At 68.9% G+C, this 15737-nt stretch carries 22 protein-coding genes; 21 read left to right on the forward strand and 1 reads right to left on the reverse strand.

Annotated features, from left to right (window positions below):
- The first annotated feature begins 73 nt into the window (after positions 1-73).
- The 19 genes from ACYVHU_RS21315 to ACYVHU_RS21405 all read left to right on the forward strand — a co-directional run bounded on the left by ACYVHU_RS21315 (position 74) and on the right by ACYVHU_RS21405 (position 12995).
- Positions 74-364, forward strand: coding sequence for a hypothetical protein (locus tag ACYVHU_RS21315; RefSeq protein ID WP_498949336.1), 291 nt, complete (start codon positions 74-76; stop codon positions 362-364).
- Positions 361-687, forward strand: a complete 327-nt coding sequence (locus tag ACYVHU_RS21320) for a hypothetical protein (protein ID WP_498949337.1) — start codon at positions 361-363, stop codon at positions 685-687. The genes ACYVHU_RS21315 and ACYVHU_RS21320 overlap by 4 nt, the downstream gene beginning before the upstream one ends.
- Complete coding sequence (locus ACYVHU_RS21325) at positions 684-956, forward strand: hypothetical protein (RefSeq protein ID WP_498949338.1); 273 nt, start codon at positions 684-686, stop codon at positions 954-956. Before ACYVHU_RS21320 ends, ACYVHU_RS21325 begins: the two co-directional genes overlap by 4 nt.
- Positions 953-1267, forward strand: a complete 315-nt coding sequence (locus ACYVHU_RS21330; RefSeq protein WP_498949339.1) for a WhiB family transcriptional regulator — start codon at positions 953-955, stop codon at positions 1265-1267. Before ACYVHU_RS21325 ends, ACYVHU_RS21330 begins: the two co-directional genes overlap by 4 nt.
- Before the next feature lie 8 nt (positions 1268-1275).
- Positions 1276-2190 carry a YqaJ viral recombinase family nuclease gene (locus ACYVHU_RS21335; protein ID WP_498949393.1) on the forward strand — a complete coding sequence of 305 codons (915 nt, stop codon included), beginning with the start codon at positions 1276-1278 and terminating at the stop codon, positions 2188-2190.
- Complete coding sequence (locus ACYVHU_RS21340) at positions 2187-3044, forward strand: recombinase family protein (RefSeq protein WP_498949340.1); 858 nt, start codon at positions 2187-2189, stop codon at positions 3042-3044. The genes ACYVHU_RS21335 and ACYVHU_RS21340 overlap by 4 nt, the downstream gene beginning before the upstream one ends.
- A 123-nt stretch (positions 3045-3167) precedes the next feature.
- On the forward strand, positions 3168-4442 hold the full coding sequence (locus tag ACYVHU_RS21345; RefSeq protein ID WP_498949341.1) for a DNA cytosine methyltransferase: 1275 nt from the start codon (positions 3168-3170) through the stop codon (positions 4440-4442).
- A 61-nt stretch (positions 4443-4503) separates the two neighbouring features.
- A complete protein-coding gene (locus ACYVHU_RS21350; RefSeq protein WP_498949342.1) occupies positions 4504-4932 on the forward strand; it encodes a hypothetical protein in 429 nt (142 codons plus the stop codon).
- 121 nt (positions 4933-5053) lie between these two features.
- On the forward strand, positions 5054-6160 hold the full coding sequence (dnaN, locus tag ACYVHU_RS21355; protein ID WP_498949344.1) for a DNA polymerase III subunit beta: 1107 nt from the start codon (positions 5054-5056) through the stop codon (positions 6158-6160).
- Between the two features lie 18 nt (positions 6161-6178).
- Positions 6179-6472, forward strand: a complete 294-nt coding sequence (locus ACYVHU_RS21360; protein WP_498949345.1) for a hypothetical protein — start codon at positions 6179-6181, stop codon at positions 6470-6472.
- 111 nt (positions 6473-6583) lie between these two features.
- A complete protein-coding gene (locus ACYVHU_RS21365; protein ID WP_498949346.1) occupies positions 6584-7432 on the forward strand; it encodes a GIY-YIG nuclease family protein in 849 nt (282 codons plus the stop codon).
- Between the two features lie 75 nt (positions 7433-7507).
- Positions 7508-8590 (forward strand): hypothetical protein, encoded by a 1083-nt coding sequence (locus ACYVHU_RS21370; protein WP_498949347.1) that lies wholly within the window; start codon positions 7508-7510, stop codon positions 8588-8590.
- 5 nt (positions 8591-8595) lie between these two features.
- Positions 8596-9237: an ATP-binding protein gene (locus ACYVHU_RS21375; protein ID WP_498949349.1), complete on the forward strand. Its 642-nt coding sequence runs from the start codon at positions 8596-8598 to the stop codon at positions 9235-9237.
- On the forward strand, positions 9234-9536 hold the full coding sequence (locus ACYVHU_RS21380; RefSeq protein WP_498949350.1) for a hypothetical protein: 303 nt from the start codon (positions 9234-9236) through the stop codon (positions 9534-9536). The genes ACYVHU_RS21375 and ACYVHU_RS21380 overlap by 4 nt, the downstream gene beginning before the upstream one ends.
- A 227-nt stretch (positions 9537-9763) precedes the next feature.
- Positions 9764-10231, forward strand: a complete 468-nt coding sequence (locus ACYVHU_RS21385; protein ID WP_498949351.1) for a single-stranded DNA-binding protein — start codon at positions 9764-9766, stop codon at positions 10229-10231.
- Positions 10232-10357: 126 nt separating this feature from the next.
- The gene (locus ACYVHU_RS21390) at positions 10358-10525 is read left to right on the forward strand and encodes a hypothetical protein (protein ID WP_498949352.1); all 168 of its coding nucleotides are present in this window, start codon (positions 10358-10360) and stop codon (positions 10523-10525) included.
- 517 nt (positions 10526-11042) lie between these two features.
- Positions 11043-11693: a structural protein gene (locus ACYVHU_RS21395; RefSeq protein WP_498949353.1), complete on the forward strand. Its 651-nt coding sequence runs from the start codon at positions 11043-11045 to the stop codon at positions 11691-11693.
- 78 nt (positions 11694-11771) lie between these two features.
- Complete coding sequence (locus tag ACYVHU_RS21400; protein ID WP_498949354.1) at positions 11772-12479, forward strand: DUF7341 domain-containing protein; 708 nt, start codon at positions 11772-11774, stop codon at positions 12477-12479.
- A 12-nt stretch (positions 12480-12491) separates the two neighbouring features.
- Positions 12492-12995, forward strand: coding sequence for a hypothetical protein (locus ACYVHU_RS21405; RefSeq protein ID WP_498949356.1), 504 nt, complete (start codon positions 12492-12494; stop codon positions 12993-12995).
- 400 nt (positions 12996-13395) lie between these two features.
- On the opposite strand, the gene ACYVHU_RS21410 is transcribed toward ACYVHU_RS21405, so the two are convergent.
- Positions 13396-13671 carry a hypothetical protein gene (locus ACYVHU_RS21410; protein WP_498949358.1) on the reverse strand — a complete coding sequence of 92 codons (276 nt, stop codon included), beginning with the start codon at positions 13669-13671 and terminating at the stop codon, positions 13396-13398.
- Positions 13672-14044: 373 nt separating this feature from the next.
- Here ACYVHU_RS21410 and ACYVHU_RS21415 point away from each other — a divergent pair, with 373 nt between their 5' ends.
- Both ACYVHU_RS21415 and ACYVHU_RS21420 read left to right on the forward strand, forming a co-directional pair.
- Positions 14045-14425, forward strand: coding sequence for a hypothetical protein (locus tag ACYVHU_RS21415; RefSeq protein ID WP_498949359.1), 381 nt, complete (start codon positions 14045-14047; stop codon positions 14423-14425).
- Positions 14422-15720 carry a PBSX family phage terminase large subunit gene (locus tag ACYVHU_RS21420; protein ID WP_498949361.1) on the forward strand — a complete coding sequence of 433 codons (1299 nt, stop codon included), beginning with the start codon at positions 14422-14424 and terminating at the stop codon, positions 15718-15720. Before ACYVHU_RS21415 ends, ACYVHU_RS21420 begins: the two co-directional genes overlap by 4 nt.
- Positions 15721-15737: the final 17 nt, after the last annotated feature.

Raw genomic sequence — 15737 nt, forward strand, 5'->3', positions numbered from 1 at the left:
CCACGAAAACGGCCTTCGCCGGGTCGCATCCGGCGAAGGCCACCGGCCCCCAACCACAGAGAGGAAACGGGCCATGACCATTATCCACACCCAGCAGGAGGCGTCCATGCGGCTGCCTCACCTCACCCTCGATGCGGTGATCCCGGCGGACGGGTTCGTTGAACTCGACACCGACCCCGCCACCGGGCGGCCATGCGTCGCCGTGTGGGCCACCCGGGACGCCGCCGACCCGATCCTGCGCATCTCGATCAGCGAGGGCGAACCCGACGCCGAACACGAGATGGCCGCCGCGGTCGCGGACGAGATGAGCCGGTTGGCTGAGGCGCACGCCGACATCGCGGTCCGCTGCGGCGGTGACCGGTGAACGCCGTGAGCCGCGACACCGGCGCGGTGGAACGCGTGACCTCGTGGCTGGAGGAGCGCGGGGTCGAGGTGTTGACCGTGGACCGGCGGATCATCGCGGCCGTCGCGCAGGCTGGGTTCGAGCGGGAGTTCTTGTCCCTGCTGTCCCGCGCCGAAGCGGTGATGACCGCGCCGGTGACAGCCCCCGTGATCCCCGATGCGGTTCGGCGGCGCCGGGTCGTCGAGGCGATGCGGCAGCCCGCCGCAGGCCGGCACGCGGCCCAGGAGCCAGAGACGGTCCGGGACGCCTACGACCCGGCTCGAACGCCTGGCGGTGTGCGGTGACCGCGCTCGACACCGTGGCGACGGTGACGCCCTACCTGCTGGTCGCGGCGGTGGCCGCGGCCGGCGGGTGGGCCGCCCGTTCAGTGCGGGCTGACAGCCGTGTGGTGGAGCTGCGCCGGCTGGTGCGCCACCTGGCGGTGCTCGTCGCTGATCACGCTCCTGACCGGGTGGTGGATCGGATAGAGCGGGACCTGCGGGCCCAGCGGCTTCTCCCTGACACCGATTCCTCGACTGCGAAGCACCGAAAGAACGGGAGGACCCCCCGATGACGAAGTCCATGATCCCGATTCGGGCGGCGTTGATGCGTGGCTGGCGCCAGGACGCGGCGTGCCGTGACGTCACGCCTGAGGAGATGGACCTGTTCACCTCGACGGATCCGGCCGATCAGGCGGAGGCGCTGAACTGGTGCGCCGTCTGTCCTGTCCGCCAGCAGTGCCTGTCGGACGCGCTCGCCGAAGTCGATCGGTGGAGTGTTCGAGGTGGGACGACTCCTGCGGATCGGGGCTATGACGCGGCTGGCCGGCGGATCGAGCACTGGGCCCGCAAGGTCAAGGCGAAGGCCAAGGCGGTGGCGGCGTGAGTGGGGTCGTGACGCCGACGGGGCGTCTGCTCGGGGCGTGGCCGTCTGGTTCTCCGGAGTGGCACGAGGCTCGGCGTTCCCGTCTCGGCGGGTCCGATATGGCCGCTGTGCTGGGCCGGTCCCCGTGGGTGTCCCCGTACCGGCTGTGGCACCTGAAAAACGGGGCCGTCATCGACGGCCCCACCACGGACGCTCAGGCTCGGGGCCACTACCTGGAGGACGGTATCCGCCGCTGGTGGGCTGACCGCCACCCGGAGTTCGAGGTCGCCGTCGGCGGCACGTACACGCACGTCGAACGGGACTACCAGCTCGCCAACCCCGATGGGCTGCTCGTCCAGGACGGCAAGCCGGTCGGTGTGCTGGAGGTCAAGACGGACTCTCAGGACGACACGGCCTGGGGCCAGCCAGGGACCGACGAGATCCCGCTGTACTACCGGACGCAGGTCATGTGGTACCTCGACGTGCTCGGGTTGGAGGTCGCGCACGTCGCGGTGCTCACCGCCAGGCTGGAGTTCCGCGAGTACGTCGTGCACTACGACGAGACCGACGCCGCGATCCTCCGCGCCCGCGCCGAGATGTTCCTCGACTCGCTGCTGTTCGGCGAGGTACCCGACATCGACTCCACCGACTCGACCTACCAGACCATCCGGGACCTGCACCCGGAGATCGAGGACCGCGAGGTCGAGCTGTCCCTCGACGAGGCCGCTGCGTTCGCGCGGGCCCGGGACAACAAGAAGGCCGCCGACGCCGAGTGGACTCGGGTGCGCTCTGAGATGGCCGACCGCATGGGCACCGCCAAACGGGCCGTGTTCCTGGGCCAGCGCATCGCTGCCCGGCAGGCCAAGAACGGGACCCCGTTCGTGGTCGCCGACCGCAAGTGCCCACCCCACACCGACTTCATCGCTGAGGAGTTCGCCGCATGACCGAGATCGCTATCCGCACTGACAGCCTGCCCGAGCGCATGGAGTACGCCCGCACGCTGGCCTCCTCCGGGCTGCTCCCATCGGCCTACCGCAACAGGCCCGAGAACGTCCTGTTCGCCGTCGAGTACGGGCGGGCCCTCGGCCTGGAGCCGATCACCGCGATCAACAGCGTGCACGTCATCGAGGGCAAGCCGGCGGCGTCGTCGGGGCTGATCTCCGCGCTGGTGCGCCGTGCTGGCCACACGCTGCGGGTGCGCGTGGACCGGGAGCCGGAGCTGGTGGCCATCGCCCAGATCATTCGCGCCGACGATCCCGACTACACCTTCGAGTCTCGGTGGTCGCTGGAGCGCGCCCGCAGGGCGGGGGTCGCTGGGAAGAAGGTGTGGCAGTCCTTCCCTGAGGCCATGCTCAAGGCGCGCGCGATCACTGAGGTGGCCCGGGAGGCGTGCGAGGAGGCGATCCTCGGTGTGGAGTACACGCCTGAGGAGCTGGGCGCCGAGGTCGATGCCGCCGGGAACATCGCGGAAAGCATCCCCGCGCAGGTGCGGCCGGGCGCCACGATCGCCGAAGCCGAAGCGGAAGCCACGACGGCGCAGGAGCGGCCTCGGGTGGACCCGGATCGGATGCGCGCCATGGGCCGGTTGATGCGCCATCTGGGCATGGGGGCCGAGGAGGCGTTGGCGTTCGTTTCCGAGACGGTGGGGCGTGAGATCGGTAGTCGGGCGGAGATGGAGCCCGGTGAGGTCGAGCGGGTCATCGACGCCCTGGAGGAGCGTGATCGGGCCCGCGTGGCGGAGCGGGTGATCGAGGACGCGGAGATCGTCGACGACACCCCCGCTGAGGAGCCGGCGTGACGTTCCCCCGGCGGGCCGCCGCGTCGGCGGCCCGCCCCGCCCCCACCGCCACCCAACCGGAGTTCACATGAGCGGTCACATCGTGATGGTCGCTGCCGCCCCTACTCACTCTGACGAGGACAAATGATCACCGTCTCCGACTTCTTCTGCGGCGCTGGCGGCTCCAGCCAGGGCATGCACGCCGTCCCCGGCGTCGAGCACGACTGCGCCGACATCTCACAGGTGGACTTCCGCCGGTACCCGCGTACCGACCTGCTATGGGCCTCCCCAGAGTGCACGAACCACTCCATCGCCCAGGGGCGCCGCCGTCAGGACGCGACCCCCGACCTCTTCGGCGAGGTGCTCCCCGACGCCGCAGCCGAACGCAGCAGGGCCACCATGTGGGACGTCCCGCGCTACCTGGAGGTTATGGCGATGCGCGGCCGGCCCGTCACCGGCGGCGTGGTCGAAAACGTCGTGGACGCCCGGCGGTGGGTGATGTGGGACGCCTGGACCCTCGCCCTGCGGTCCCTCGGATACACAACCCGCGTCATCTACCTCAACTCGATGTTCGCCCATGCCGCCACCACACCGTGGGCACCGCAGTCCCGCGACCGTCTGTACGTCGTGTACTGGCACAACAGCCTCGGCCGAATCCCCAACCTGGAGAAATGGACCCGGCCGCACGCCACCTGCCCGGAGCACGGAGCGGTGCGCGCGGTGCAGGCGTGGAAGAAACCAGACACTCCATGGGGCCGCTACCGGGCCCAGTACGTCTACCGGTGCCCAGTGATCGGCTGCTGGGTTGAGGTCGACCCTGTCACGCTGCCGGCGGCGTCCGTCATCGACTGGACGAACACGGGTGAGCGGATCGGTGACCGGGCTCGGCCTCTCGCGGCGAAGACGCTCGCTCGTATCGAGGCCGGTCTGGCCAAGTACGGGGGCGCGCTCGCGGTTCCGGTCGAAGGCCGTGACGGCAAGCAGGCTCGGCCGATCGGAGCGCCGCTGCGCACGCAGACCGCGCGGCTGGAGACCGCGCTCGCGATTCCACCGTTCCTGGTCGAGCTGCGCGGCGGCGGTTCGACGCACCGCCCGGTCTCCGAGCCACTGGCGACGGTGTGTGCGTCGGGCAACCACCACGGGCTCCTCGTCCCCTACTCCGGCAACGGCTATGCCCGACCGACCAGTAACCCGGTCGGTGCGGTCGCCACCCCCGCTGTGGAGGACTGTCGGTTCCGGATGCTCACACCCGCCGAGATTCAGGCCGCGATGGCGTTCGCGGCCGACTACCGAGTGCTGGGGACGCGCCGCGAGCAGGTTCGCCAGCTCGGCAACGGTGTGACACCTCCGGCTGCCGAGGTGCTGGTCTCGGCGCTGGTCGAGGCGATCACTGGCGAGGAGATCGGTCTCGCCGCTTGACCTGCCCGCCCGGGCCGCCCCCGCGGGGGCGGCCCCCCACCCACAGCAAGGAGGCTCACAGATGACCAGCCGGCCCACCGCCCGGGAGTATGCGCACCCGACCGACCTGCTCGAGGAGAACGCCGAGGCTGCCGAGGATCTGCGCCGGCGCGCGGCCGCGCGCATCGCCTACCACGCGACCGCCGCCCGCCATGTCGTCGCCCTCACCGGTGGGACCTCCAGCCCTCACTGGCTGTCGGCCCGCCTGGAGATCGCGGCCGAGTACGGGCTGCTGGACACGCTGGATCCGAGCCGGCCGCGCGACCCGCTCGAGGCCGCGCAGCGCCTGGAGACGGCGTGGGAAGACCCCGCCATCATCCGCCAGCGCGCCTACGAGGCGCTGGAGGCCGCCGGGATCGACCCGACCCCGCTCGAAGAGGCCGCCCGCCGCGACGTGGCGGCCCTCGTCGCCGAGAGCACCACCCTGGCCGACGCGGGAGACCGCCGGTGACCCCCGCCATGCGGCCCGCGACCTGATCGCGGCGATCGCCGAGTCCGTCACTGGCGACGAGATCGACCTCGCCGCCTGACACGCCAGGGCCACCCCCAGCCGCGAGACGAACGGAAAACTCGTGAAACTCACTGTTGACGCCCCCCTGTTCGCCGCGGAGATCGGCCGGCTCGCCCGGCTCCTCCCCGCCCGGCCCGCCGTGCCGGTGCTGGCGGGCATCCGCATAGATGCCCGCGACGGAGAGGTCGTCGCGTCCGTGTTCGACTACGAGACCTCGGGCACGACGGTACTCCCCGCCGACGTCGCCGAGCCCGGCGTGACCGTCCTCCCCGGCCGGACCCTCGCCGAGGCCATCAGCCGCCTCGACGACGGCGACCTCACCCTCACCGGAGACGGCGCGCGGGTCGCCCTGCGCTGCGGCCCCGTAAAGTTCACCCTGCCCACCCTGCCGGTCGAGGACTACCCGACCCTGCCCGCGCTGCCCGAACAGATCGGGACCGTCCCCGCCGGCGACCTCGCCGCAGCCGTCGCCCACACCGCAGCCGCCGCGGCGACCGTCATCACCCTGCCGACACTGACCGGCATCCGCCTGGCCCTCGCCGCCGGGGGCATCACGCTGACCGCCACCGACCGGTACCGGGCCGCCCAGCACACCATCGGCTGGGCGCCCATCCTCGAAGCCGTTGAGGGTGATCTGCTCGTCCCCGCGGCCGCCCTCGCCCACGCCGTCAAAACCCTCGGCGGCGACCAGGTCACCCTCCACCGCGACGACGCCATCCTCGGCCTGTCCGCCGGCGGGCGCACCATGGCCACGCGGCTCATCGACGGCGCCGCGCCGCCCATCGGCCGCCTCTTCGCCGCCGCCCTCGACGGCGCTGACTGCATCGTTGACACCGGCCGTCTACGCCAGGCGGTCCTGCGCGTGGCCGCCGTCGCCGAACGGGGCCTGCCCGTCCATCTCCACGTCACCCCTGGCCGGATCGCCGTCACCGTCGCCGGCGAGACCGACGGCGAGGACGTCCTCGACGCCGAATGGGAGGGCGAGCCGCTCACCATCGCGTTCGCGCCCCGCTACCTCGCCGACGCGCTCACCCACGTCGGCGCCCCCCAGACGCGCATCACCCTCCGCGACGGACGCCAGCCCGCCCTGCTCCGCCCGGCCGGCGACGACCACCGCCGCCACCTGATCATGCCGATCCGGGTCGACACCGCCACCCGAGCGGCCTAACCACACAGGAGACACGCCATGGCGACCCGCGAAGTCGCCCTCGACACCGCCGAGGGCCTGCTCGAATTCAGCCACACCGGCGTCGTCGGCGACGAGTACGGCGGCTACACGATCGTCGCCATCGAGACCCGCGACAAAGGGCACTTCGAGGAGCGCCGCATCATCGTCCGCTGCGACGAGGACAACTCCCTGTGGGTCCTCACCGCAGTAGAGGACGACGAGGAGAGCCTCCTTCCCCCGTTCCCCTATGGCCCCGTCCTACGCCCGGTCCGCACAGAGGAGCGCACCGCCACCGTCTACGTCGACCTCTGACCACCCCTGCGGCGCCCAGACCTCGGCCCGTCCGGACCCAGCCGGCGCCCCGGGTGCAACGCCCGGGGCGGGCACCGCATCGCACCTCCCCATCCAGAGAGGACCCACGTGATGAAGCTCGCGCTCTACCGCTTCTACGCCGACGACGGCCAACTGCTCTACGTCGGCATCACCAACGACCCGCCCCGGCGGATGAAGCAGCACTCCGACAGCAAGGACTGGTGGCCCCAGGTCCGCGGCATCTCCATCGACTGGTACCCCGACCGCGACAGCGTCCTCGCCGCAGAACGCCGGGCCATTGCTGTCGAGAACCCGCTCTACAACGTCGCCCACAAGTCGAACACCGAATTCGTAGCGACCACAGACCTCGAAAGGCTCTCCAGGTCGATCGTCATGACGGTGTACGACAAAAAGGAAGCAGAGAAGCATATCCGGGAAACGCGAGAGATCTACTCTAGCGTCCCCGGCGAAGTGTCCGAAGAGGACTGGCTCCACGACTGCGCCCTGCTTGCCGTGAACCATCTGAACACCCTCTATGAGAGGGCCCTCAGGGAACTTCAAAAAGCCGACGAGGCCATGCTAGAGCTCGCCCAAAGCTTGCTTGCCCTTCTCGACGGAGAAGAAGCCGAAGAGTGGATGGCCTGCGCTGAGACCCACCTCGGCGATAGGGCGAACAGTTATACCTTGCCTCTTTTCGCCGCTCGCCATGTTTCCAAAGTGAAAGCGGCGCAACGGAAAGAGGAGGCGCCTTTTCTCGGCGGTATGTGCGCCGAGTGGGGGGATCATGGAGCCCAATGCCCGCACCACGCCGAATTCAAGGTCTTCTTGGCCGACTGCGGCGAGCAGCCATGCCTCGGACACGACGTCTGCGAATCCCACCTGGAGAAGATCATCAACGGCACCTCGCGCACTCGTTACACGGTCACCGATTTCGTCGAGATCGTTCCCGACAACGACTAGCGCCCGCATGGCCGCGCACTTGGGGGGCGCGCCCCAGTCCATCAGCCACGACAAGTAGAAGAAGCAGGGGGGCTCATGGCCCGGAGTTACGCCCAGATCCACTCCGCGATCTGGCAGGACAGCGACTTCAAGAAGGACCTCGACAGCGACGCTCAATGGTTGTACTTCGCACTGCTGTCTCAGCCGAACATCACCGCCGCGGGCGTCTTGCCGCTACAGGATCGCCGCTGGGCGAGGTTCGCCGACGGCATGACCTCCGAACGGATCGGAACGGCCCTAGCTCGCCTGAGCGCGTACTGGTACGTGGTCGTGGACGAAGACACCGAAGAGGTTTTGATCCGCACGTTCATCCGCAATGACGGCCTGTGGAAGCAGCCGAACGTTCTCAAGTCGGCGCTGGGGCACGTCCAGAACACGATGTCGCCGACGCTGCGGGCAGTCCTCCGCCGAGAGCTCCTCCGGCTCCCGTTGGAGGAGCTGGGTCCCGAACGCGCGACCAAGACCCGAACCCTTATCGAAAGGGTTACGGAAACCCTTCCCGAAACCCTTCCGGAGGGGTTCTTGGAACCCCCTCAGCAGCCTTTTTCGCCCCCCAAGGCGCCCTCGGGCGGGCAGGTGACGCCCCCCTTTCGCGTCGCCCCCGAAAACCCGCAGGTCACCGCCTTAGAGGGAGTGGCTCAGGAAACCCTTCCCGGAACCCTTCCCGAACCCTTCCCGGAAGGGTCCGGTGTAGGTGCAGGTGTAGGTGAAGGTGTAGGTGAGTATTTGGCTGAGGAAGAAATTCCGAAGAAGACTACGTCTTCTTCGGGCGCGACCTCGAAAAACTCGAAGAGGGGGGCCAAGAAGCCCCCAAGCGCCGTTGACACCCAGGCGCAAGGACTCGCCGAGGGCTACTGGAGCCTCCACCAGACCAGCACCGCCCAGTCCTTCATCGCCATCCGCCAGGTCGTCAAGACCGCTCTCGCCAACGGCGTCGACCGAGACCAGCTCGCCCACGCCCTTGACCTCCTGGGCAGAGAGGGTCGGCCCATCTCCGGCGGCACCCTCCAGATCGCCCTCCAAACGGTCCGCGCCGACGCCGGCGCCCAACGCCCCGCCGTCGGCGCGTACCGGCCCTTCCAGAACCCGACCGACCCCGACGCCTACGAAGGCTGGTGACCGACATGGCCCCCATCGTCAAGATCGAGGACCTCGCCGACCGCTACGACGACTACTTCCTCGAAGAAGCCCGACGGCAAGCTCGCGCCCGCGCGGCCGTCACCATCCCCACCCGCTACCGCAACGCCACCGCGGACCACGAGCCGGTCCGCGAATGGGCGCGCAGCCTCGTCGCCGGCGCCATCAAGCACCGCAAGCGGGTCGCGTTCACGATCGCCCCCGGAAAGAGCCTCACCCTGCTCGGCCCCACCGGCACCGGCAAAACCCACCAGGCCTACGGCGTCATCAACGGTCTGGTCGAATCCGGCCTGTCGTTCCGGTGGGAGGTCGCAGCCGCAGCCGACATCTACGCGCAGCTGCGCCCCCGCCATGGAATCGACTCCGAAGCCGAGTTCAGCCGCTTCGCCCGCGCCGACCTGCTCGTCATCGACGACCTGGGCGCCGCGAAGACCTCCGAGTGGGTGGAGGAAGTCAACTATCGGTTGATCAACTACCGCTACGAGCGTGAATGCCCGACCCTGATCACCTCCAACGTGCCGGTGAAGGAGTTGGTGCCGCAGCTTGGCGAGCGGGTCGCGTCGCGGCTGCGGGAGATGTCGGATCGCGTCGTTCTCGCCGGACCGGACCGTCGCGGGAGGGCCGCGTGAGGGACTTCAAGAGGTTGTCCGACCTGGACGCGATGCGGGAACTCGTGGTGCGGGCCGCCCGCTACGGCGCCGAGATCGACACCACCACCAACGAGGAGCGGCGCGCCGCGGTCCTCGCCCATCCGGACCTGGCCGACCGGCTCACTAAGCATCCGCTGTTCTACACCCGGCCCGAGCAGTGGCACGGCTACATCCCGCCCGAGCAGTGGCACGGCGTCCCCAACAACTCGCCTGAGCGTGCCGCGCTCGTCGAGATCTACGACGAGGCGTTGCGCCGGCAGCGACGTCGCGTCGCGTGACCTCTCACATGGCGAAGGACCAGCCCGTCGCTACCGGGCTGGTCCGCATCCCAGGATCTCACACCCAGGAGGAGTGCGATGTCCCTGTCGCTCGATGTGGACCTGCTGGAGGCCGAACGGCGGCGTCCGGTCCCTCCGCCCCCAGATCCCTACCCGGCCGGCCCTACCCGGTGGCTCGCCGAAGACCAAGCCGCTCAGAAGCGGCATGCAACGAAGAAGGAGTCCTGATGGCAGGCGAAACCCAGATCACGCTCGTGGGCAACCTCGTCGACGACCCCGAGCTGCGCTTCACTTCCAACGGCGCCGCGGTGGCGAACTTCCGTGTGGCCTCGACGCCGCGCACCTTCGACCGGCAGAGCGGTGAGTGGAAGGACGGCGAGTCCATGTTCCTCACCTGCTCGGTGTGGCGGGCCTACGCCGAGAACGTGGTCGAGAGCCTTCAGCGTGGTATGCGCGTCATCGTCCAAGGCCGTCTCAAGCAGCGGTCGTATGAGACGAAGGAAGGCGAGAAGCGCACCGTCTTCGAGGTCGAGGTTGAAGAGGTCGGCCCTGCGCTGCGCAGCGCCACCGCCAAGGTGACGAAGACGCAGCGTCAGGGGGCCGGCGAGGGCGGGTTCGGCGGTCAGCGTCCGGCTCGGTCGGGGGCGCCGTCCAGTGACCCGTGGGCCACCGGCGGTGGCGCCCCGCCGTTCTAGGCACGCACGTTCAGAGCGCTCAAACGCGCGCTACGCCCCCGGGGCCCACATTCCCGTGTCGGGTACCTGGGGGCGGTGGAACCGCCTCAGGGGCCACTACAGGCCCGTACAGCACAGGAGTAGCCCATGTCCCATCAGATCCGGCCCATCCAGGACGACACCGTCCCCACCGAACCCCGCCGCGACATCCGGCGGCGCGACCGGGACCTGCGGCGCCGCGCCGTCGCACACCTTCGCGAGCTCGACGGGACCATAAAGTCCCCCATCCTGGACGCCGCGGGAGGTGACCGGTGAGGATCATCGTCACCGGAGGCCGCGACTACACCGACCGGAGCGCGGTCGCGTGGCAGAGGGCCGTCCCTGGTAGCCAACCCTGACGTCGACGAGTATCAGATAGGTCCCGGCCTGGTGTAAGGCACCTGGCCGGGCCTCCTGTTTAGGATTAGGAGCGGTTCAGCCTCCTGATCACTCCTGGCAAATCATCTAGGCTCCCCGCCAAGGAGTTCAAGGAGTTCAGGAGCTTCTTGGCGGAGTCCGTGCGGAATCGCTCCAGAGCCTGGGAATGTGCGAGAAGGGCGAACATGGTCGCCCGCTCCATGTCGCCGTTCTTCTCTGCTTGAAGGGCTGAGTTGGTTAGCGTCTCGATCTGATCGCTTATGCCCACTGGATTCCTTTCGTTGACCGCCCTACTCATTCCATGTACACGCAGTAACGAACCTGTCGCGGAGGATAGATGAGTGTCCTCACGACGCGGCCGACCTCGGATCCGACCGCCCCATACTGGGAACCGACCCGACCCGAGGACCCGGCCATGACCACACCAGCACCACCCGCCCCCACCCCGACCCCGGCAGCGCGGCTCGACGAACTCGAACAACAAGCCGCGAACGACATCACCGCGATCGTGGCGAGGATCGCCGCCACGGGTATCACCGGCGCCGCCCTCACTGCCGCCGCTGCGGCGATCACCGCGGCGATCCTCGCGCCCGCAACTGCCGCGCTGGCTGTGGGGATCGCGCTTGCGGCGTCCGGGGGGCGGGGGCGTCGTCCGCTCCGCGAGCACCCCCTGCCCACGCCGGTGGACATCGATGTGGCTGTGCTTCTTGCGGACGCGGCGGCGCGGGTGGACGCGGCGGAAGACCGTCGCGCCGAGCTGGAGCGGGTCCGGGCCCGGTTGGTGCGGCTCGCGATCACGAAGATCCACCAAGCCGCCAGTTCTGGCACGGCGATGTACGCGCGCGCGGCAGGACTGGGGCTTCGCTGGGTCACGTTGCGGGTCGGAGCCTGCGCCACGTGCCTGGCCCTGGACGGCCGCACCGTCGGCGTCGGCGCGGTGTTCGCGGCGCCGCGCGGCCCCCACATCCCCGCCCGGCAGTGGGACGGGTTCCGTGGGCTCCCACCCGTCCACCCCAACTGCCGCTGCCGGATCATCCCCACCAGGGCGGCCCGTAGACAGCAGTGAGGGCCCGCACCCCCCAGCACGGGCCCCCAGTTCCCCCGGTCACCGTCCACGATGCCACACCTGGAACGGAGGCCAGCCATGCACGAGACGCCTGCACCTGCCCCCGCTGCGTCCACCGAACTCGCCGACCTCATCGGAGCCCTCGTCGACGGGTTCGACGAGCAGATCCGCTACGGACTGCGCATCCACGACGCCCCCGCGCCGCGGGTCGTTCGGCGCACCGAAACTCGCCGGCAGGCCCCGCTTCTCGCTCAGCTCGCGGCGCACCCCGCCCCGCGCCGCGCCGCCGGGCCCCGTCCCTCCGGCGCGCCCCCGGCCGGCTCCCGGCCCCCGATGAGTCTGGACGCGGCCGCGCTCATCGACCGGATCGCCACGGTGGCCACCGACGCCCACCGGGTCCTCTCCTACTACGCTCCCGGCCCCGCGCCCGCCGGGCGGACCGTCGCAGGTCGGTTGCGGGCGCTCGTTCCGCTGGCCGCCGCCGTCGAACCGGTTCAGCCCTCGGTGGTGCGCGGCGTCGCCCGTCTGGTCCGCCAGGTTGTTCGCGACGCGCGGGTCCTGCTCGACTACGAGCCCCGCCCCCGAGTCTTGACCGGGTGGTGTTGCGCCGAGTGCGGCGGCCGACTCGCCCTCGACCCCGAGCAACTCCGCACCTGGTGTATCGGACTGGGAACCGTTGAGGGGCCTGCGCGCGTCGGTGAGATCAGCCCGGTCCGGTACGGATCCTGTGGAAGCTCGTACAGTCGATCAGCGTGGCTGTCCCACATCGCCGGGGAAGCCTCATAGAGAGATGATGGAATGTCTAAAGCGGAAGACTCTTCTCCGGAAAAACCAAGACGCAGAATCAGCGACTACAAGAACCGGTCTGGCGAAGAAATTCCGAAGGAATTTCCCAAGGCGGCCGATTTCGCTTCCCAAATATTGAAAGATGCATCCAAAAGCTGGATGCCGGGTAATCCGTTATCCGACGACTCGCAGGATAATCATCACAAATCCGATTCACCTATCACCCCAATCTCTCCTCTTTTTCCCTTTTATCCGCTCGAACGACCCGAGTCTCTCATCTCCGACGAAGACATGGAGGGTGTAGCCCAGGCCGCAGAGGAAAGACGGGAAGCTGCCAGGGCTCAGATCCAAATACGGGAGGAAACGAAGAAGCGTAACGCCCTCCTGGAGAAGCAAAACCAGATGCTGACCAAACAGAACCAAACCCTGAATAAGCAGTGGTGGGCCATGTTCCTTCTCACGATCGTTTCAGCATTGGGCACGCTCGGCCAGGTGATACTGCAGTTGATAGGATGAAAGTCGACCCCCGCCCTTCGGCTGGCCTCCATCACGGATCGGTGATCATGGGAGGCATGGCCCCTATCCTCGTCGACATCGCTGCCGCGTCCGTATGGACCGGCCTCGCCCCCGGCACCCTACGTCGCTGGGCCTCCCAGGGCCGGGTGACTCGACACGGTGCCCCCGGCCGGCTCCTCTTCGACCTGCACGAACTACCCGCTGCGGACGCGCCAGAAGCGGCGGAGAGTCTACGCCTCGCGGCCGCGCACAGGGCGGCGCGGGAACGCCGTAACGCGGCTGGCGCGGCCTCGACTTGACATATGGCTGACCTGCAAGGAATCATTCGGTGCAGACGGACCCCGTGTGTCCGTTACCGACTTCAACCCGGGACCATGAGGGTCCCGGGTTTTCTCATGCCCTACGCTGACGGCGTCTTCACCGGGATGCGGGCCGCCCACTGCGGCCCCAACCCCACCACCAGACCCGCGGCGATCAACGCCCACGCCCACGGCAACACAGCCGACCGGGCCGCCGAGCATCCCTGGCTGCCGACGAGGACGTCGTGCATGGACGACGTGCCGAGGAACGCGGACCCGCACGAGGCGCCGGAGTGGTCGAGCGGCACTAGGCCGAGGACGAGCCCGCCGACGGCCAGGGCGGCGCCGACAACGATCAGGATCCGTGCAGGAGACATTCGGGGACCTCGCGTGTTCTGTGGGGGCGCCGAGACGGCGTTCGGTGACCAGTGTGACGCGGTTCGAGGCGTCTGTCAGGAGGTGAGGAGATTGTGGCCGCAGGAGACAACCTCCCACGGCCAGGGCGGCGCCGACAACGATCAGGATCCGTGCAGGAGACATTCGGGGACCTCGCGTGTTCTGTGGGGGCGCCGAGACGGCGTTCGGTGACCAGTGTGACGCGGTTCGAGGCGTCTGTCAGGAGGTGAGGAGATTGTGGCCGCAGGAGACAACCTCCCACCCGGCGTCCGTGACGCGATCATCGCGGACCTCCGCGCCGGCGGACACAGCTGCCGTTCCTTGGCGGATAAGCATGGGGTCGCGTTCTCCACAGTGAGCGCGATCGCGAAAGCCGAAGTCCCAGGCGCGTTCGACCGGACCCGCACCGCGAAAGCCGCGCACGCCCGCGCCGCCGACGGAAAAGTCCGCCGCGCCGCCCTCCGCGAACGCCTCCTCGACAGGGCCGCCGAACTCATCGACGCCACCGACCAGCCCTACCGCGTCTACGCCTTCGACCGCGACGGCAGATACCACGAACACGAACGACCCCGCCCACCCGCCGGCGAAATCCGCAACCTCATGACCAGCGCGGCCATCGCCATCGACAAATACACCCGCCTCGAAGCCATCGACAACGACGACCGCGACCTCCCCGCCGTGGACGCCTGGATCAACGCCATGACCGGAGGCCCATCCGAACCCCCCGGGAGGTGAGACACCTGACCGCTCACCCCCTCACCGGGAAAGGCCTTCAAGCCGTCCGCGCGAGCACCGCCTCCATCAACGCCTTCGAAGGCACCGTCCGCTCCGGCAAAACCGTCGCCTCCACCCTCGCCTGGATCCGATACGTCCGCCAGGGCCCCGCGGGTCCGCTCCTCATGGTCGGCCGCACCCAACGCACCATCAAACAGAACGTCATCGACCCCATGGTCGAGATGCTCGGGACCCGACGCTGCCGCTATGTCGCCGGCGCCGGAATCCTGCACCTTCTCGGCCGCACCATCTACGTGGTCGGCGCGAACGACGAGTCGGCCGTCACCAAGATCCAGGGGCTCACCCTGGCCGGCGCGTACGTCGACGAGGCATCCACTCTGCCCCAAGCCTTCTTCGACATGCTGTACTCGCGGCTGTCTATCGACGGCGCCCAGATGTGGCTGACCTCTAACCCGGCTGGCCCTCAGCACTGGTTGAAGCGGAACTGGCTCGACAGAGCCCGCCTATGGATCGACCGCGACGGCCGAGAGCACCGCGCCACCACCGACAGCATTGATCTCGTCCGCGTCAGCTTCAAACTGGAGGACAACCCCCACCTGCCCGCCTCCTACGTGGAACGGACGAAGAACTCCTACACGGGGCTGTTCTACCGCCGGTACATCCTCGGCGAGTGGGTCGCGGCAGAAGGAGCGGTCTACGACATGTGGGACCCCGACCGGCACGTCGTCGCGTGGGAGTCCCTGCCGCAGATGCGGCGGCTGCTGTGTCTGGGGGTCGACCACGGTACGACGAACCCGACTGCGGCTCTCTTGTTGGGCCAATGCGACCGCGGTCTGTACCTGGTGGACGAGTTCCGTCATGATCCGGCGCGCGATGCTGTGCGCCTGACCGACGCGGAACTTTCAACACGGCTCATCTCCTGGCTGGGCGAACGGCACCTGCCAGCCCAGACGATGCGCCCGGAGTACGTGGCAGTCGACCCGGCCGCAGCTGCGTTCAGGCTGCAGCTGCACCGGGACGGGATCACCTCGGTGCCTGCGGTGAACGACGTGATGTACGGGGTCAGCATGCTGTCGACTCTGTTGGCCGCCGGGCAGTTGCTGGTGTCGGACCGGTGCCGGGGATGGATCACTGAGGTCCCGGGGTACGCGTGGGATCCGGCAGCGACGGAGAAGGGCGCGGACGCGCCGTTGAAGACTGCGGATCACTCGTTGGATGGTGGTCGGTACGCGGTGGTCACGACGGAGGCGGTGTGGCGTCCGGGCCTGGTCGACCCCATGCCCCAGGCCGCGTAAGGCCGCCCTGCCTTCAT

Source organism: Marinactinospora endophytica (genome assembly GCF_054780875.1).